This window comes from Bradyrhizobium sp. CCBAU 51753 (assembly GCF_015291565.1).
In the GTDB taxonomy this organism is placed as follows: Bacteria; Pseudomonadota; Alphaproteobacteria; order Rhizobiales; family Xanthobacteraceae; genus Bradyrhizobium; species Bradyrhizobium ivorense.
In genome coordinates this window covers 6761052-6777668 of the sequence record NZ_CP030037.1, presented here as the reverse complement: position 1 = coordinate 6777668, position 16617 = coordinate 6761052, and the positions used below count along the sequence as shown (strand labels likewise).

The following is a 16617-nucleotide window of genomic DNA, read 5'->3' as shown; positions in this document are numbered from 1 at the left end:
TGTGTAGCGGTTTTCCGAATAGATCATGCTCAAATAAAGCGGCGCGGGTATCGCGCCGGCCACACTGGAAGATCATGAGACTTCGCGACCTCTTCGGCGATGATGCCACGATCGATCCGCGTGCCGACGCCATCGAGGTCGGCGGACTTGCGGTCGACAGCCGCGCGGTGAAGCCGGGCGACCTGTTCTTCGCGCTGGCGGGCAGCAGGACCGACGGCGCGCGCTTCATCGACGCGGCGATTGCCGCCGGCGCGGTCGCGATTGCCAGCGACCATCTGCCGCAAGGCCATGCCCGCGTTCCCTTCGTGATCACGCCGAACGCGCGGCGGGCGCTGGCGCTTGCCGCCGCAAGATTCTTTTCCCGTCAGCCCGCGACGATTGCCGCGGTGACCGGCACCAGCGGCAAGACCTCGGTCGCCGCCTTCACGCGCCAGATATGGCAGCGGCTCGGCCATTCCTCGGCGAGCATCGGCACCATCGGCCTCGTCTCGGACAAGCGCACCGTCTACGGCTCGCTGACCACGCCGGATCCGATCGCGCTGCATCGCCAGCTTGACGAGATCGCGGCTGACGGCGTCACCTATCTGGCGTTCGAGGCCTCGTCGCATGGTCTCGACCAGTATCGTCTCGACGGCGTGCGCATCGCCGCCGGCGGCTTTACCAACCTGTCGCGCGACCACATGGATTATCATCCCGATGTCGCGCATTACCTGAACGCCAAGCTCCGGCTGTTCCGCGATCTCGTCGCCGCCGGCGGCGCCGCCGTGATCTCCGCCGATCACGATTGCTCGGCAGAGGTGATCGCCGCGGCGCGGGCGCGAGGCCTCCGCATCATCGCGGTCGGACGCAACGCCGATGGTGGCGACGGCATCCGGCTCGCCGATGCCGCCATCGAGGGCTTTGCGCAGAAGCTCGTGATCGAACATCGCGGCCGCACGCACGCGATCAGGCTGCCGCTGGTCGGCGAATTCCAGATCGAGAATGCGTTGGTCGCGGCAGGCCTTGCCATCGGCACCGGCAGCGCGGCGGACGACGTGTTCGGCTGCCTCGAACATCTCGAAGGCGCTAAGGGCCGGCTGGAACTCGTCGGTGAGCGCAATGGTGCGCCGATCTTCGTCGATTACGCGCACAAGCCCGATGCGCTTGCGAAAGCGCTGCAGGCGCTGCGGCCTTACGCAAAACGCAGGCTTGTCGTGATCTTCGGCGCCGGTGGCGACCGCGACGCCGGCAAGCGCCCGATCATGGGCGCGATCGCGGCGGAGAACGCCGACAGCGTCATCGTCACCGACGACAATCCGCGCAGCGAAAGGCCGGAAGCGATCCGTGCCGCGATCCTGGCGACCGCCAAAGGCGCGCGCGAGATCGGCGATCGCGCCGCGGCGATCCGCGCCGGCATCGCCGGTCTCGAGCCGGGCGATGCGCTGGTGGTGGCCGGCAAGGGACACGAGGTCGGGCAGATCATCGGCAGCACGACGTTGCCGTTCAGCGATCATGAAGCAGTTGCCAAGGCATTGGCAGCGGAGGGCGCATGAGTATATTGCTATGGACGTCGGAAGCGATGACGAAGGCGATGCGCGCCGCGACGCAGGGCACGTTGCCGGAGGGTGTCACCGGCCTTTCCATTGACAGCCGCACGGTTGCGCCGGGCGAGGCGTACTTTGCGATCAAGGGCGACGTCCATGACGGCCACAGCTTTGTCGAGGCCGCGCTGAAGGCCGGCGCCGCGCTTGCCGTGGTCGAGGCCGCGCAGCGCGAAAAATTTCCCGCCGATGCGCCGCTGCTGGTGGTCGACGACGTGCTCGCCGGCCTCGGCGAGCTCGCGCTGGCCTCGCGCGCGCGGCTCGATGCGCGGATCATCGCGGTGACCGGATCGGTCGGCAAGACCTCGACCAAGGAGGCGCTGCGCCGCGTGCTGTCGGCGCAGGGCGAGACCCATGCCTCGGTGGCGTCGTTCAACAATCACTGGGGCGTGCCGCTGTCGCTGGCGCGCTGCCCGGCGAGCGCGCGCTTTGCGGTGTTCGAGATCGGCATGAACCATGCCGGCGAGATCACGCCGCTGGTCAGACTGGTGCGGCCGCATGTTGCCGTCATCACCACGGTCGAGCCGGTGCATCTGGAATTCTTCGCCGGCATCGAGGCGATCGCCGATGCCAAGGCGGAGATTTTTCTCGGCGTCGAGCCTGGCGGCGCGGTGGTGCTCAACCGCGACAATGCGCAGTTCGCGCGGCTGCAAAAGCACGCGAAGAAGGCCGGCATCTCCCGCATCGTCAGCTTCGGCGCCGACCAAAGCTGCGATGCGCGGCTGATCGACCTGTCGCTGCACGCGACCTGCTCGGCGGTGCATGCCGACATCCTCGATCACGACATCACCTATAAGATCGGGATGCCGGGCCGGCACATGGCGATGAATTCGCTCGCGGTGCTGGCCGGCGCGTCGCTGCTCGGCGCCGACATCGCGCGCGCTGCGCTGTCGCTGTCGCAGCTCGAGGCGCCGACCGGGCGCGGCTTCCGCCGCACGCTCGAGGTCGGCCATGGCGAGGCGACCCTGATCGACGAAAGCTACAACGCCAACCCGGCCTCGATGGGCGCCGCCCTCAACGTGCTCGGCCAGGCCCAGACCGGGCCGCATGGCCGGCGCATCGCGGTGCTCGGCGACATGCTCGAGCTCGGCCCGACCGGGCCCGACTTGCATCGCGGCCTGGCCGAGGTCGTGGCGGCCAATCGAATCGATCTCGTATATTGTTGTGGCCCGTTGATGCGGAATCTGTGGGATGCCCTTTCCACCGGCAAGCGGGGAGGCTATGCCGGGAACTCGGCAGACCTCGAAGCGCAGGCGGTCGCCGCGGTCCGCGCCGGTGACGTGATCATGGTGAAGGGATCGCTCGGATCGAAGATGAAGGTCATTGTCAGCGCGCTGGAAAAGCGCTTTCCCGACCGAGCCGCGCACGAAGAAGCGGTATAGGGCTTTTTGAATGTTCTACTGGTTGATCGAGCTGTCCAACACGGTGCCGGGCTTCGGCGTATTCCGCAGCGGCCTCAACGTCTTCCGCTACATAACTTTCCGCACCGGCGGGGCGATGGTGACAGGGGCGCTGTTCGTGTTCCTGTTCGGGCCCTGGATCATCGACCATTTAAGGCTGCGCCAGGGCAAGGGCCAGCCGATCCGCACCGACGGCCCGCAGTCGCATCTGATCTCCAAGAAGGGCACGCCGACCATGGGCGGGCTGATGATTCTGTCGGGGCTCGTGGTGTCGACGCTGCTCTGGGCCAATCCGATCAACCCCTACGTCTGGATCGTGCTGGCGGTGACGCTCGGTTTCGGCTTCGTCGGCTTCTATGACGATTATTTGAAGGTGACCAAGCAGTCGCACAGCGGCTTCGCCAGCAAGCTGCGGCTCCTGATCGAAGGAGTGATCGCGCTGGCCGCGACCTACGCGCTGGTCCGGCTCGGCCGCGACGTGTCCTCGACCTCGCTGGCGATCCCGTTCTTCAAGGATCTCGTGATCAATTTCGGCTGGTTCTTCGTGATCTTCGGCGCCTTCGTCATGGTCGGCTCCGGCAATGCGGTGAACCTGACCGACGGCCTCGACGGCCTCGCCATCGTGCCGGTCATGATCGCGGCGGCGAGCTTCGGCATGATCTCGTACCTCACCGGCAACGCCGTGTTCTCCGACTATCTGCAGATCAACTACGTCGCCGGCACCGGCGAGCTCGCTGTGCTGTGCGGCGCGGTGCTCGGCGCCGGCCTCGGCTTCCTCTGGTTCAACGCGCCGCCGGCCTCGATCTTCATGGGCGACACCGGCTCGCTGGCGCTCGGCGGCATGCTCGGCGCGGTCGCGGTCGCGGTGAAGCACGAGATCGTGCTCGCGGTGATCGGCGGCCTGTTCGTGCTGGAGGCGGTCTCGGTGATCGTGCAGGTCACCTCGTTCAAGCTCACCGGCAAGCGCGTGTTCCGGATGGCGCCGCTGCACCATCATTTCGAGCAGAAGGGCTGGACCGAGCCGCAGATCGTGATCCGGTTCTGGATCATCTCGGTGATGCTGGCGCTCGCCGGCCTCTCCACGCTGAAGCTGCGCTGATCATGGTAGATTCCAACCACTGTCGTTCCGGGGCTCGCGTAGCGAGAACCCGGAACCTCGAGATTCTCTGGTGCGCAATTGCGCACCATAGTTCGCGCGAAGTCGCGCGCCCCGGAATGACTGGGATCATGACTGCGAGGCAGTCATGATCCCAGTCACCTCCTTCGCCGGCAAGACGGTCGCGGTATTCGGCCTCGGCGGCTCCGGCCTTGCGAGCTGCCACGCGCTGAAGGCCGGCGGCGTCGAGGTGATCGCGGCCGACGACAATACCGACAATGTCGCGAAGGCGGCGCAGGCCGGCTTCACCACCGCCGACCTGCGCACGGTGTCCTGGGCGAATTTCGCCGCGCTGATCTTGACCCCCGGCGCGCCGCTGACCCATCCGGCACCGCACTGGAGCGTCACGAAGGCGCGCGAGGCCGGCGTCGAGGTGATCGGCGACATCGAGCTGTTCTGCCGCGAGCGGCGGCGGCACGCGCCGAACGCGCCGTTCGTCGCCATCACCGGCACCAACGGCAAGTCGACCACCACGGCGCTGATCGCGCATCTGATGAAGGTCGCCGGCTACGACACCCAGATGGGCGGCAATATCGGCACCGCGATCCTGTCGCTTGAGCCGCCGCGGATGGGCCGCGTCCATGTGATCGAGATGTCGTCCTACCAGATCGACCTCTGCCCGTCGCTCGATCCTTCCATCGGCATCCTGCTCAACGTCACCGAGGATCACATCGACCGCCACGGCACGCTGGCGCATTACGCCGCGGTGAAGGAGCGGCTGGTTGCCGGTGTGCAGGCCGGCGGCACCGCGATAACAGGCGTCGACGACGGCTGGTGCCGCGACATCGCCGATCGGCTCGACCGCGCCGGCAGGCGCGTGGTGCGGATCTCGGTGAAGAACCCGCTGCCCGACGGCCTCTATGTCGAGCACGAGACTATCGTGCGCGCGTCCGGCGCGGCGCGCAGCGAGGTGGCGCGGCTGGGCGGCATCGGCTCGCTGCGCGGGCTGCACAATGCGCAGAACGCGGCATGCGCCGCAGCCTCTGCGCTGGCGATGGGCATGTCGACCGACGTGCTGCAGAACGGTCTGCGCAGTTTTCCGGGCCTCGCGCACCGCATGGAGCAGGTCGGCCGCCGCGGCCATGTGTTGTTCGTCAACGACTCCAAGGGCACCAATGCGGACGCCGCCGCGCACGCGCTGTCGTCCTTTGCCGACATTTTCTGGATCGCCGGCGGCAAGCCGAAGGCCGGCGGCATCACCAGCCTGACCGGCTATTTCCCGCGCATCCGCAAGGCCTATCTGATCGGCGAGGCGGCGACTGAATTTGCCGGCACGCTCGGCGACCGCGTCCCGCACGAGATGTCCGGCACGCTCGATGTCGCGGTCGCCAGCGCCGCGCGCGACGCGGAGGCCTCGGGGCTCAAGGAAGCCGTCGTGCTGCTGTCGCCGGCCTGCGCCTCGTTCGACCAGTACCGCAATTTCGAAATCCGCGGCGCCGCCTTCCGCGACCTCGTCCAGGCGCTGCCCGGCGTCAAGCCGGTGGTGTAGCTGCAACTCGCGCAACACATTCAGTGTCGTCCCGGCGCAGGCCGGAACCCATAACCACCAATGCTCGCTATTGCGCAACGCTGCGACGACGAGTCTCGTTCACCACGTCCGCCGCGGCGTATGGGTCCCGGCCTTCGCCGGCACGACGACGGTATATGCCTAACCGCATCCCCCAAAAGTGATCCAACCCGTTAACCCCCTGGAAACCATCCTGGGCCACGAATGGACGTTACCTCTGCCATCTGGGGACGCCCATGCTCGCCCGTGACCAACGCACCCCGTTCTCGGACTGGTGGTGGACCGTCGACAAGCTGCTGCTGGTCGCGATCGCCGCGCTGATGCTGGCGGGCGTCATCCTGTCGCTGGCGGCGAGCCCGCCGGTGGCGACCCGGATCGGGCTCGATCCGTTCCACTTCTTCAACCGCCACGTCATGTTCCTGGTGCCGTCGCTGCTGGTGCTGATCGGGGTGTCGTTCATGACGCCGCGGCAGATCCGGCGCACCGCGCTGATCGTGCTCGCGGTGTCGATCGGGCTGATCGTGCTGACGCTGCTGGTCGGGCCCGAGGTCAAGGGCGCGCGGCGCTGGATCACGCTGCTCGGGGTCAACATCCAGGCCTCCGAATCCGCAAAACCCGCCTTCGTCGTCGTCGCGGCCTGGCTGTTCGCGGAATCCACCAAGCGGCCGGAGATGCCGGCGACCTCGATGGCGCTGGTGCTGCTGCTGACGCTGGTCTCGCTGCTGGTGATGGAGCCCGACTTCGGCCAGACCATGCTGATCCTGACGGTGTGGGGCGCGCTGTTCTTCATCGCCGGGATGCGGATGATCTGGGTGCTCGGGCTTGCCGGCGCGGCCGGCGCCGGCCTGTTCGGCGCCTATCTCTTGGTGCCGCACGTCGCGGGCCGCATCAAGCGCTTCATGAACCCGGCCTCCGGCGACACCTTTCAGGTCGACACCGCGATGGAAGCGTTCTGGAACGGCGGCTGGTTCGGCCTCGGGCCGGGCGAGGGCATCGCCAAACGCAGCCTGCCGGACAGCCACACCGACTTCGTGTTCGCGGTCGCGGCCGAAGAGTTCGGCATCATCCTCTGTTTGATGCTGGTCGCGCTGTTCGCCTTCATCGTGATCCGCACCCTGACGCGCGCCTACACCACCGAGGACATGTTCGCGCGCTTCGCCGCCTCCGGCCTTGCGATCCTGTTCGGCGTGCAGGCGACCATCAACATGGCGGTCAATCTGCAGCTGATCCCGGCCAAGGGCATGACGCTGCCGTTCATCTCCTATGGCGGCTCCTCGTTCGTCTCGCTCGCCTACGGCGTCGGCATGATGCTGGCGCTGACGAGGCAGCGGCCGCGCACCGAAATCGAATCGCAGGAAGGCGCCAGTTCCTTGCGCGCCTACGCGTAGTGACTGGGATGGCGGCGTCGGCTATCTGGATGCCATGCACTCGCAAGAATTGGATAACGCACCCCTGATCCTGCTGGCGGCCGGCGGCACCGGCGGCCATTTGTTCCCGGCCGAGGCGCTCGCCGTGGAATTGATCAAGCGCGGCCTGCGCGTGCGGCTCGCGACCGACGGCCGTGCGCTGCGCTATTCCGGCCTGTTCGGCCGGGAGAGCATCGACCTCGTGCCGAGCGCGACCGTGCGCAGCCGCAACCCGCTCTCGCTGGCCCGCACCATGCTGACGCTGGGCTATGGCATGCTGGTGGCGACCAATGTGGTGCGCCGGCTGAAGCCGTCGGCCGTCGTTGGCTTCGGTGGCTATCCGACCCTGCCGCCGCTGATGGCGGCGCGGCTGCTCGGCGTTCCCGGCATCATCCACGATGCCAATGCGGTGCTCGGCCGCGCCAACCGTTTCCTCTCCAGCCGCGTCAACGCGATCGCGACCTCGCTGCCCGGCGTGCTCGATCGCGATCCCGCGCTCGCAGCCAAGGCCACCACCGTCGGCACGCCGATGCGCCCGGCGATCCTGGCCGCGGCGGCCGTGCAATATGCATCGCCCGAGGCCGACGGCCCGCTGCGCCTGCTCGTGGTCGGTGGCAGCCAGGGCGCGCGGGTGATGAGCGACATCGTGCCGCCGGCGATCGAGAAGCTTGCGCCCGCGCTGTGGAGCCGCCTGATCATCACCCAGCAGGTGCGCGAAGAGGACATGGCGCGGGTGCGCGCGGTCTACGACCGGCTCAAGATCAATGCCGAGCTAGCGCCGTTCTTCGCTGATCTGCCGGCGCGGCTGGCCTCGAGCCAATTGGTGATCTCGCGCTCCGGCGCCGGCACCGTCGCCGAGCTCGGCGCGATCGGCCGGCCCTCGATCCTGGTGCCGCTGCCCGGTGCGATCGATCAGGACCAGTTCGCCAATGCCGGCGTGCTGTCGGAGGCCGGCGGTGCGCTGCGCATCAAGCAGACCGAATTCACGCCGGAGCGGCTGGCGGCCGAGATCACGACGTTTGCCGCCGAGCCCGGAAAATTGACCGCGATGGCGGATGCGGCGCGCGGCGTCGGCCGGCTCGATGCCGCGGAACGGCTGGCCGATCTGGTGACGAAAGTGGCGGGAATTTAGGCCGTTTTCGGGGAATTTTCGGCGGTGGAACGGCACGGCCGGGCTTGTCCCGGCCAGCCGCGTCTTTCATAAGTCGGAGAATTGCCGGCTGAGTCCGGACACGATGAAGGTGTTAGCAACATGAGACTGCCGCGCGAGATCGGACCCATTCATTTCGTCGGGATCGGCGGCATCGGCATGAGCGGCATCGCCGAGGTGCTGATCAATCTCGGCTACACCGTGCAGGGCTCGGATGCGTCGGACAATTACAATCTCGACCGGCTGCGCAAGAAGGGCGCAAAGGTTTCGGTCGGCCACACCGCCGAGAATGTCGACGGCGCCGACGTCGTCGTGGTCTCGACCGCGATCAAGCGCGACAATCCGGAATTGATGGAAGCGCGGGCGCGGCGCCTGCCGGTGGTGCGGCGCGCCGAGATGCTGGCGGAGCTGATGCGGCTGAAGAGCTGCGTCGCGATCGCCGGCACCCATGGCAAGACCACGACCACCACGATGGTGGCGACATTGCTCGACGCCGGCGGGCTCGATCCGACCGTAATCAATGGCGGCATCATCAATGCCTACGGCTCCAACGCGCGGCTCGGGGCCGGCGACTGGATGGTGGTCGAGGCCGACGAGAGCGACGGCACGTTCCTGAAGCTGCCGTCCGATGTCGTGATCGTCACCAACATCGACCCCGAGCATCTCGATCACTTCAAGACCTTCGAGGCGATCCAGGACGCGTTCCGCAGCTTTGTCGAGAACGTGCCGTTCTATGGCTTTGCCGTGATGTGCATCGATCATCCGGTGGTGCAGGGCCTGGTCGGCAAGATCGAGGATCGCCGCATCATCACCTATGGGCAAAATCCGCAGGCCGATGCGCAGCTCAAGGATCTGACGCCGATGGGCGGCGGCTCGAAGTTCACGGTCGCGATCCGCGATCGCAGCAGCGGCGCGGTGTACGAGATCGCCGACATCATGCTGCCGATGCCGGGCCGCCACAACGCCTCGAATGCGACGGCGGCGATCGCGGTCGCGCACGAGCTCGGCGTCTCCGACGACGTGATCCGCCAGGCGATGGCCGGCTTCGGCGGCGTCAAGCGGCGCTTCACCAAGACCGGCGAATGGAATGGCGTGGCCGTGATCGACGACTACGGGCATCACCCGGTCGAGATCGCGGCGGTGCTGAAGGCGGCGCGCGAATCCGTCAACGGCAAGATCGTCGCCGTGGTGCAGCCGCATCGCTTCACCCGCCTGCGATCGCTGTTCGAGGAATTCTGCACCTGCTTCAACGACGCCGACGCGGTCGTGGTCGCCGAGGTCTATCCGGCCGGCGAAGCGCCGATCGCGGGCATCGACCGCGACCATTTCGCCGCCGGGCTGCGCGCCCACGGCCATCGCAACGTGATCCCGCTGCCGGACGCCGGCGAGCTCGCGAAGATCGTGCACGGCCTGGCAAAACCCGGCGACCTCGTCGTCTGCCTCGGCGCCGGCAATATCACGCAATGGGCCTACGCGCTGCCGGATCAGTTGAAGGCGCTGGGGTGATGTTATTCATTGCTAGTTATCAGCACCACCCGTGTGGCTCACCCCTCTCCCTAACCCTCCCCCGCAAGGGGGGAGGGAACCCATCCGCCCGTGGCCTCCTGACTCTCTTAACGAGAGAGAGCGAAGCCGCGATGCACTGTAAGGTGAGCACGTCGGTCAGGCTCCCTCCCCCCTTGCGGGGGAGGGCTGGGGAGAGGGGTAAGCTCCGGGCGCTGAAACACAACGCAACGCGTTGCGCTCTCAACCTGCCTCGCATCTCGAGCGACGCCGCATGACCTTCCCCGACATCACGCCCGATCTGAAAGCCGCGATGCCGCAGCTGCGCGGGCGGCTGCTGGCCAACCAGTCGCTGGCCGAGTTGACCTGGTTTCGCGTCGGCGGCCCGGCGCAGGTGCTGTTCACGCCAGCGGATGAGGATGATCTGGCTTATTTCCTGAAACACCTGCCGAACGAGTTGCCGGTCTATGTCGTCGGTGTCGGCTCCAATCTGATCGTGCGCGACGGCGGCCTGCCTGGTGTCGTGATCCGACTCGCGCCGCGCGCTTTCGGCGAGACCAGCGCCGCCGATGACATCGTCACTGCGGGCGCCGCGGCGCTCGACAAGCGCGTGGCGGAGACCGCGGCGGCGGCCAATATCGGCGGCATGGAATTCTTCTTCGGCATTCCCGGCACCGTCGGCGGCGCGCTGCGGATGAATGCCGGCGCCAATGGCGGCGAGACCAAGGATGTGCTGGTCGAGGCCACTGGCATCGGCCGCGACGGAACGAGACACACCTTTGGCAATGCCGACATGAAGTTCGTCTACCGCAACAGCGGCGTCGATCCCTCGATCATTTTCACGTCGGCGCGCTTCCGCGGCAAAATTTCCGATCCCGAGGCGATCCGCGCCCGCATGACCGAGGTGCAGACCCATCGCGAGACCGCGCAGCCGATCCGCGAGAAGACCGGCGGCTCGACCTTCAAGAATCCGCCCGGCAACAGCGCCTGGAAGCTGATCGATGCCGCCGGCTGCCGCGGCCTCAGAATCGGCGGCGCGCAGGTCTCCGAGATGCACTGCAACTTTCTGATCAACACCGGCAACGCCACCGGGCACGACATCGAGACGCTCGGCGAGACCGTGCGTGAACGGGTGAAGCAGACCTCCGGAATTGAGCTGCACTGGGAAATCAAGCGGATCGGGATAGAGCAGAAATAATGCAGACCACCATTCTCTTCGGCGGCACCAGCAAGGAGCGCCTGGTTTCAGTGGCAAGCGCGCAGGCGCTGCATCGTGCGCTGCCCGAGGCCGAGCTGTGGTTCTGGGACGTCGACGATACCGTGCATGCGGTGAGGTCGGAGGCGCTGCTCAATCACGCCCGGCCGTTCGAGGTCGATTTCAAGCCTGGCGATCGCGGCGTCGCGCTCGACGCGGCGCTCGACAAGGCCGGCGCGGAAGGGCGCGTGCTGGTGCTCGGCCTGCATGGCGGCTGCGCCGAGAACGGCGAATTGCAGGCGATGTGCGAGCTGCGCGGCATCGCCTTCACCGGCTCCGGCTCGGCGTCGTCGCATCTCGCCTTCGACAAGCCGTCGGCAAAACGCTTTGCGGCGATCGCGGGCGTGAACGCGCCGCAGGGCATCGCCGTGGATGATATCGATCGAGCCTTCGCCGAGCACGGCAGACTGATCGCAAAGCCGGCGAAGGACGGATCGAGCTACGGGCTGATCTTCGTCAACGCGAAGCAGGACCTCGTCGCGGTTCGCACCGCGGCCGAGAAAGAAGAGTATCTGATCGAGCCGTTCGTCGCCGGCGTCGAGGCGACCTGCGGCGTGCTCGAGCAGTCCGATGGCGCGGTGTTCGCGCTGCCGCCGATCGAGATCGTGCCGGCGGAGGGCGGCTTCGACTACACCGCCAAATACCTCCTGAAATCGACCCAGGAGATTTGCCCCGGCCGTTTCGCGCCTGATATCAGCACCGCGATCATGGACCATGCGCTCAAGGCGCACCGCGCGCTGTCCTGCACCGGCTACTCGCGCAGCGACTTCATCGTCTCGGTGAAGGGGCCGGTCTATCTCGAGACCAACACGCTGCCCGGGCTCACCGCGGCATCTTTATACCCCAAGGCCTTGAAGGCGCAGGGCATTGGCTTCGCCGATTTCCTGCGCGACCAGATCGAAATCGCCCGGCGCCGCACCTCGAAGCGGGGCTGAAACCCGCGACTCGGGCCGGGGATGGAACCGGGCGCTGTTGCTAAAATGCTAACGAGTCCCCGGCAAACTACTCACAATGTTGATCAAAACCCACTCCAGCTGGGTAACATTTACCGTTTGTTTACCAGGAAGCCCGAAGGTTAACGCTGGCGGCGCATGTAGCGCTTGGCTGCCGGGGCGTGAGCTGTTGCGGATGACCGCTTCGAGGAACGCAACCAGGGAACAGGGGGTCACTCTATCCCACCGGTATCTGCTGAGGCGTCACGTGTGCCGGGACCCGCATGGGTTTGCGGGCGCAACATGTGACGAGCTCGTGCAATGGATGGTGCAGGACGCCTCACCCGATCGCTGCGATCGCTGGGGCCTCAAGCTGACCTGAGGGCAGCCGCTATTGGAGCGGTGGTGCTGCTGCGCGAGCACATCGGTGCCTGGCTCGCGCATCGCCGCCGCCGGCGTCCGGCCAAGCCGGCGGTGATCGACCGCGACCCGCCCAATCGCTACATCCTGATGATCGAGCGCTATCTGCCGCGCCGGGTCGGCGTCGCCGCGACGCTCGCGATCCTGTTCGGCAGCGCCGGCTTCGGCATCGTGCGCGGCGGCCATGTCGAGGAATTCACCACGGCGCTGAGCGACACCCGCAACGCGCTGGCCAATGCCGCGGGCTTCCGCATCACCACGGTCGGCATCAACGGCCGCAAGCAGCTGAGCCAGGACGAGGTGCTCGCGATCGGCGGCGTCACCGGCCGCTCCTCGCTGCTGTTCCTCGACGCCGAGACGGTGCGCGACCGGCTGAAGGCCAATCCCTGGATCGCCGACGCCACCATCCTGAAGCTTTATCCGGGCCGGCTGCAGATCGACATCGTCGAGCGCACCGCCTACGCGCTGTGGCAGGAGAACGGCCGGCTCTCGGTGATCGCCGCCGATGGCGCGGTGCTCGAGCCCTATGTTTCGCGCCGCTTCCTCAATCTGCCGCTGGTGGTGGGCAAGGGCGCGGCACCCCGCGCGCGGGATTTCCTCGCGCTGCTCGACCGCTACCCGCAGGTACGCTCAGTGACCAAGGCCGCGATCTTCGTCGGCGAGCGGCGCTGGAACCTGCGGCTGAAGGACGGCCTCGACATTCGCCTGCCCGAGAACGACGTCGGCAATGCGCTCGCCGCGCTGTCCAAGCTCGACAAGGACGAAAAACTGTTCTCGCGCGACATCGTCGCCGTCGACATGCGCCTGCCCGATCGGCTGGTGGTGCAATTGTCGGAGGAAGCCGGCAAGGCGCGCGATGAGCTGTTCAAGGACAAGAAGTCCAAGAAGAAGCCGGGTGACTCCGCATGACCGGCCTCGATCGCAATCTGACCCCGAAGACCCGCCCGATGCAGAAGCGCACCGCGCTGGTGGCTTCGCTCGACGTCGGCTCCAGCAAGATCGCCTGCATGATCGCGCGGCTGAAGCCGTCGCCGCCGAACGAGGCGCTGCGCGGCCGCACCCACGCGGTCGAGCTGATCGGCTACAGCCAGATCCAGTCGCGTGGCGTCAAGGCCGGCGCGATCGTCGATCTCGCCGAATGCGAGAAGGCGGTGCGCCATGCCGTGGCACTGGCCGAGCGCATGGCGAAGGTTCGCGTCGAGTCCGTGCTGCTGTCGTTGTCGGGCGGCCGGCTGCATGGCCAACTGGTTGAAGCCGCTGCAGATATCCGCGGCGGCTCGGTCACCTCAGACGATATCAGCCGGATCACCTCGGCCGGCATGCGCCACGCCACCGGCGCCGGCCGCACCGTGCTGCACGCGCTGCCGGTCGGCTACGCGCTCGACGGCGTCAAGGGCATCCGCGATCCCAAGGGCATGGTGGCGCGCCAGTTCGGCGTCGACATGAACGTGGTGACGTCGGACGCGACGGTCGCCAAGAACCTGATGCTCGTGGTCGAGCGCTGCCATCTCAATGTCGAGGCGATGGCATCGAGTCCTTATGTCGCAGGCCTCTCGGTGCTGACCGACGACGAGGCCGATCTCGGTGCCGCCGTGGTCGAAATGGGCGCGGGATCGACCACGATCGCGACTTATTCGGGCGGACGCTTCGTGCACGCCTCCGGATTTGCGCTCGGCGGGCAACACATCACGATGGATCTTGCGCGCGGCATCGGCGCGTGCATTGCGGATGCCGAGCGAATCAAGACTTTATACGGCACGGTGCTGACCGGCGGCTCTGATTCGCGCGAGCTGATGTCCGTTCCCACCGCAGGCGATGATCGGGAGACTCCGCAGATCGTATCCCGCGCCACGATCGCGAATATCGTCCGGCATCGCGCCGAGGAGATTTTTGAAATGGTCCGTGACCGGCTCGCGGATTCCCCCTTTGCGGCAGAGCCGAGGGCGCGAGTTGTGTTGAGCGGCGGTGCGTCGCAGCTCACCGGGACCGTCGAGCTTGCCACCCGCATCCTGAACCGCCAGGTCCGCATCGGCCGCCCGCTCGGCTTCGGCCGGCTGCCGAACGAGGCGAAGGGCGCCTCGTTCTCGGTGCCGACGGGCCTGCTCGTCTATCCGCAATACGCTCACCTTGAACATGTCGAACCGCGGCGCACGCGGCAGCTTAAGACAGGGACTGACGGTTACTTCGGAAAGGTCGGACGATGGCTTCGCGAGGGCTTCTGATGACCGCACCCCGGCTCACAGCATTTTCATCAACTCCCGCGGCCTGCGGCCGGGGCGAACCCACGCGCGCGTAATCGAGAGAGGCAACCATGGCACTCAATCTGACCCCCCCTGACATCAGCGAGCTGAAACCGCGGATCACCGTCTTCGGTGTCGGTGGCGCGGGTGGTAACGCCGTCAACAACATGATCACCGCCGGCCTGCAGGGTGTCGACTTCGTCGTCGCCAACACCGACGCGCAGGCACTGACCATGTCGAAGGCGCAGCGCATCATCCAGATGGGTACCGCCGTCACCCAGGGCCTCGGCGCCGGCTCGCAGCCGGACGTCGGTGCGGCCGCCGCGCAGGAGGTGATCGACGAGCTGCGCGATCATCTCACCGGCGCCAACATGGTGTTCGTCACCGCCGGCATGGGCGGCGGCACCGGCACCGGCGCCGCACCTGTGATCGCCCGGGCCGCCCGCGACATGGGCATCCTGACGGTCGGCGTGGTCACCAAGCCGTTCCACTTCGAGGGCCAGCGCCGTATGCGCACCGCCGAGTCCGGCATTGCCGAACTGCACAAGGTGGTCGACACGCTCCTGATCATCCCGAACCAGAACCTGTTCCGGGTCGCCAACGAGAAGACCACCTTCGCCGACGCCTTCGCGATGGCTGACCAGGTGCTCTATTCGGGCGTCGCCTGCATCACCGACCTGATGGTCAAGGAAGGCCTGATCAACCTCGACTTCGCCGACGTCCGCGCCGTGATGCGGGAAATGGGCAAGGCGATGATGGGCACCGGCGAGGCCACCGGCGAGAAGCGGGCGCTGACCGCCGCGGAAGCCGCGATCGCCAACCCGCTGATCGACGATAGCTCGATGAAGGGCGCCCGCGGCCTCCTGATCTCGATCACCGGCGGCAAGGACCTGACTCTGTTCGAGGTCGACGAAGCCGCGACCCGCATCCGCGAGGAAGTCGATCCCGACGCCAACATCATCGTCGGCGCCACCTTCGACGAATCGCTCGACGGCGTCATCCGCGTCTCGGTGGTCGCGACCGGCATCGAGCAGGCCGCGATCGCGTCCCGTGCCCAGGCGCCCGCCCAGCAGTCGGGCGGCTCGCCGGAGAGCCGGCTGGCCGACCTGACCGCCCGCCTGCGCGCCGACAACCAGCGCATGGCCGAGCGCGCCCAGAAGCTGGAACCGCCGACCGGCGTCACCGTTGCGCCGATTGCTGCGGCTCCGGCCGCCGCGCCCCAGCAGCGCCCCGCCGGCAATGTCGAGCGCGCCGCGCTGGCGGCGATTGCGGCTGCGGTCGCTCCGGAGAGCCCGGCCCAGGCGCCGATGCAGGTCGGGGCCTATGGCGACGTCACGGTGCGCCCGATCACGCAGAAGCCGACCCTGTTCCCGGACCACGACCTGACCAAGGTCGAGCAGCAGGAACCGATGCCGCCGGAAACCTTCATCCCGCAGGCGGCCGAGCGTTCGCCGGTCCGCACCCCGCGGATGCCGAAGTTCGAGGACCTGCCGATGCCGGCCCAGGCCGAGATCCGCCAGGCCCAGGGCACCGAGGAGGAACACCCGCAGAAGACCCGGCTGTCGCTGCTGCAGCGGCTCGCCAATGTTGGCCTCGGCCGCCGCGACGAAGAGACCGAGCCGCCGATCGCGGCCCGCGCCTCCGGTCCGGCGATGCCCGCGATGCCGGAACGCAAGCCGGCCCGCAGCGTCGCGCAGCAGATCGCGGCCAACGAAGCGCCGGTATCGGAATATGCAAAGCGGCCCGCGCCGCAGGGATTGGATGCCCATGGGCGCCCGGCACCTGTTGCCCAGACGCCACAGGGCGACGACCATCTTGATATCCCGGCCTTCCTGCGCCGGCAGGCAAACTGAAGTTTGTTACAAGCTTGGCGACCAACAAAGGCCCCGGCGGGAACCGCTGGGGCCTTTTCCTTTGGCCGGAAGAGATATCCAGGCAGCCAAACAAGCAACTGATTTTAAATGATTAATTATTCTTTTTGTGGTCGGATGGCGGTCCCGGAACGCCCTTGTGCGCTGCCGCAATTTGGTCGACCTTGGGCACCAATGCGGCAGAGATGGGGTAACAA

12 protein-coding genes and 1 pseudogene are annotated in these 16617 nt (G+C 67.1%); all 13 read left to right on the top strand.

What is annotated here, in order from left to right:
- Window positions 1-74 precede the first annotated feature (74 nt).
- The 13 genes and pseudogenes from XH93_RS31025 to ftsZ all read left to right on the top strand — a co-directional run bounded on the left by XH93_RS31025 (window position 75) and on the right by ftsZ (window position 16402).
- Window positions 75-1532, top strand: coding sequence for a UDP-N-acetylmuramoyl-L-alanyl-D-glutamate--2,6-diaminopimelate ligase (locus tag XH93_RS31025; RefSeq protein WP_194470371.1), 1458 nt, complete (start codon window positions 75-77; stop codon window positions 1530-1532).
- On the top strand, window positions 1529-2962 hold the full coding sequence (locus tag XH93_RS31020) for a UDP-N-acetylmuramoylalanyl-D-glutamyl-2,6-diaminopimelate--D-alanyl-D-alanine ligase (protein WP_194470370.1): 1434 nt from the start codon (window positions 1529-1531) through the stop codon (window positions 2960-2962). Before XH93_RS31025 ends, XH93_RS31020 begins: the two co-directional genes overlap by 4 nt.
- A gap of 10 nt (window positions 2963-2972) precedes the next feature.
- Entirely contained in the window at window positions 2973-4079 is a 1107-nt protein-coding gene (gene mraY, locus XH93_RS31015) for a phospho-N-acetylmuramoyl-pentapeptide-transferase (RefSeq protein WP_139480077.1), read from the top strand.
- Between the two features lie 145 nt (window positions 4080-4224).
- Window positions 4225-5625 (top strand): UDP-N-acetylmuramoyl-L-alanine--D-glutamate ligase, encoded by a 1401-nt coding sequence (murD, locus tag XH93_RS31010; protein WP_194470369.1) that lies wholly within the window; start codon window positions 4225-4227, stop codon window positions 5623-5625.
- A 254-nt stretch (window positions 5626-5879) separates the two neighbouring features.
- Window positions 5880-7031 carry a putative lipid II flippase FtsW gene (ftsW, locus tag XH93_RS31005; protein WP_139480079.1) on the top strand — a complete coding sequence of 384 codons (1152 nt, stop codon included), beginning with the start codon at window positions 5880-5882 and terminating at the stop codon, window positions 7029-7031.
- 49 nt (window positions 7032-7080) lie between these two features.
- Window positions 7081-8181 carry an undecaprenyldiphospho-muramoylpentapeptide beta-N-acetylglucosaminyltransferase gene (gene murG, locus XH93_RS31000; protein ID WP_139480081.1) on the top strand — a complete coding sequence of 367 codons (1101 nt, stop codon included), beginning with the start codon at window positions 7081-7083 and terminating at the stop codon, window positions 8179-8181.
- Between the two features lie 120 nt (window positions 8182-8301).
- The gene (gene murC / locus XH93_RS30995; RefSeq protein WP_194470368.1) at window positions 8302-9705 is read left to right on the top strand and encodes a UDP-N-acetylmuramate--L-alanine ligase; all 1404 of its coding nucleotides are present in this window, start codon (window positions 8302-8304) and stop codon (window positions 9703-9705) included.
- Between the two features lie 271 nt (window positions 9706-9976).
- Window positions 9977-10900 (top strand): UDP-N-acetylmuramate dehydrogenase, encoded by a 924-nt coding sequence (murB, locus tag XH93_RS30990; RefSeq protein ID WP_194470367.1) that lies wholly within the window; start codon window positions 9977-9979, stop codon window positions 10898-10900.
- Window positions 10900-11892, top strand: a complete 993-nt coding sequence (locus XH93_RS30985; RefSeq protein WP_194470366.1) for a D-alanine--D-alanine ligase — start codon at window positions 10900-10902, stop codon at window positions 11890-11892. The genes murB and XH93_RS30985 overlap by 1 nt, the downstream gene beginning before the upstream one ends.
- A 110-nt stretch (window positions 11893-12002) precedes the next feature.
- Window positions 12003-12271 (top strand): annotated as a pseudogene (locus XH93_RS42535) (hypothetical protein); the annotation flags it as partial.
- Window positions 12211-13218: a cell division protein FtsQ/DivIB gene (locus XH93_RS30980; RefSeq protein ID WP_194470365.1), complete on the top strand. Its 1008-nt coding sequence runs from the start codon at window positions 12211-12213 to the stop codon at window positions 13216-13218. The pseudogene XH93_RS42535 and the gene XH93_RS30980, both read left to right, overlap by 61 nt.
- Window positions 13215-14531, top strand: a complete 1317-nt coding sequence (gene ftsA / locus XH93_RS30975) for a cell division protein FtsA (protein ID WP_139863592.1) — start codon at window positions 13215-13217, stop codon at window positions 14529-14531. The genes XH93_RS30980 and ftsA overlap by 4 nt, the downstream gene beginning before the upstream one ends.
- Window positions 14532-14620: 89 nt before the next feature.
- Window positions 14621-16402: a cell division protein FtsZ gene (ftsZ, locus tag XH93_RS30970; protein ID WP_194470364.1), complete on the top strand. Its 1782-nt coding sequence runs from the start codon at window positions 14621-14623 to the stop codon at window positions 16400-16402.
- Window positions 16403-16617: the final 215 nt, after the last annotated feature.

Bases quoted from the DNA above. Each gene is read 5' to 3' on its own strand.
- XH93_RS31025 (WP_194470371.1), top strand. From the start codon at position 75: ATGAGACTTCGCGACCTCTTCGGCGATGATGCCACGATCGATCCGCGT.
- XH93_RS31020 (WP_194470370.1), top strand. From the start codon at position 1,529: ATGAGTATATTGCTATGGACGTCGGAAGCGATGACGAAGGCGATGCGC.
- mraY (WP_139480077.1), top strand. From the start codon at position 2,973: ATGTTCTACTGGTTGATCGAGCTGTCCAACACGGTGCCGGGCTTCGGC.
- murD (WP_194470369.1), top strand. From the start codon at position 4,225: ATGATCCCAGTCACCTCCTTCGCCGGCAAGACGGTCGCGGTATTCGGC.
- ftsW (WP_139480079.1), top strand. From the start codon at position 5,880: ATGCTCGCCCGTGACCAACGCACCCCGTTCTCGGACTGGTGGTGGACC.
- murC (WP_194470368.1), top strand. From the start codon at position 8,302: ATGAGACTGCCGCGCGAGATCGGACCCATTCATTTCGTCGGGATCGGC.
- murB (WP_194470367.1), top strand. From the start codon at position 9,977: ATGACCTTCCCCGACATCACGCCCGATCTGAAAGCCGCGATGCCGCAG.
- XH93_RS30985 (WP_194470366.1), top strand. From the start codon at position 10,900: ATGCAGACCACCATTCTCTTCGGCGGCACCAGCAAGGAGCGCCTGGTT.
- XH93_RS30980 (WP_194470365.1), top strand. From the start codon at position 12,211: ATGGATGGTGCAGGACGCCTCACCCGATCGCTGCGATCGCTGGGGCCT.
- ftsA (WP_139863592.1), top strand. From the start codon at position 13,215: ATGACCGGCCTCGATCGCAATCTGACCCCGAAGACCCGCCCGATGCAG.
- ftsZ (WP_194470364.1), top strand. From the start codon at position 14,621: ATGGCACTCAATCTGACCCCCCCTGACATCAGCGAGCTGAAACCGCGG.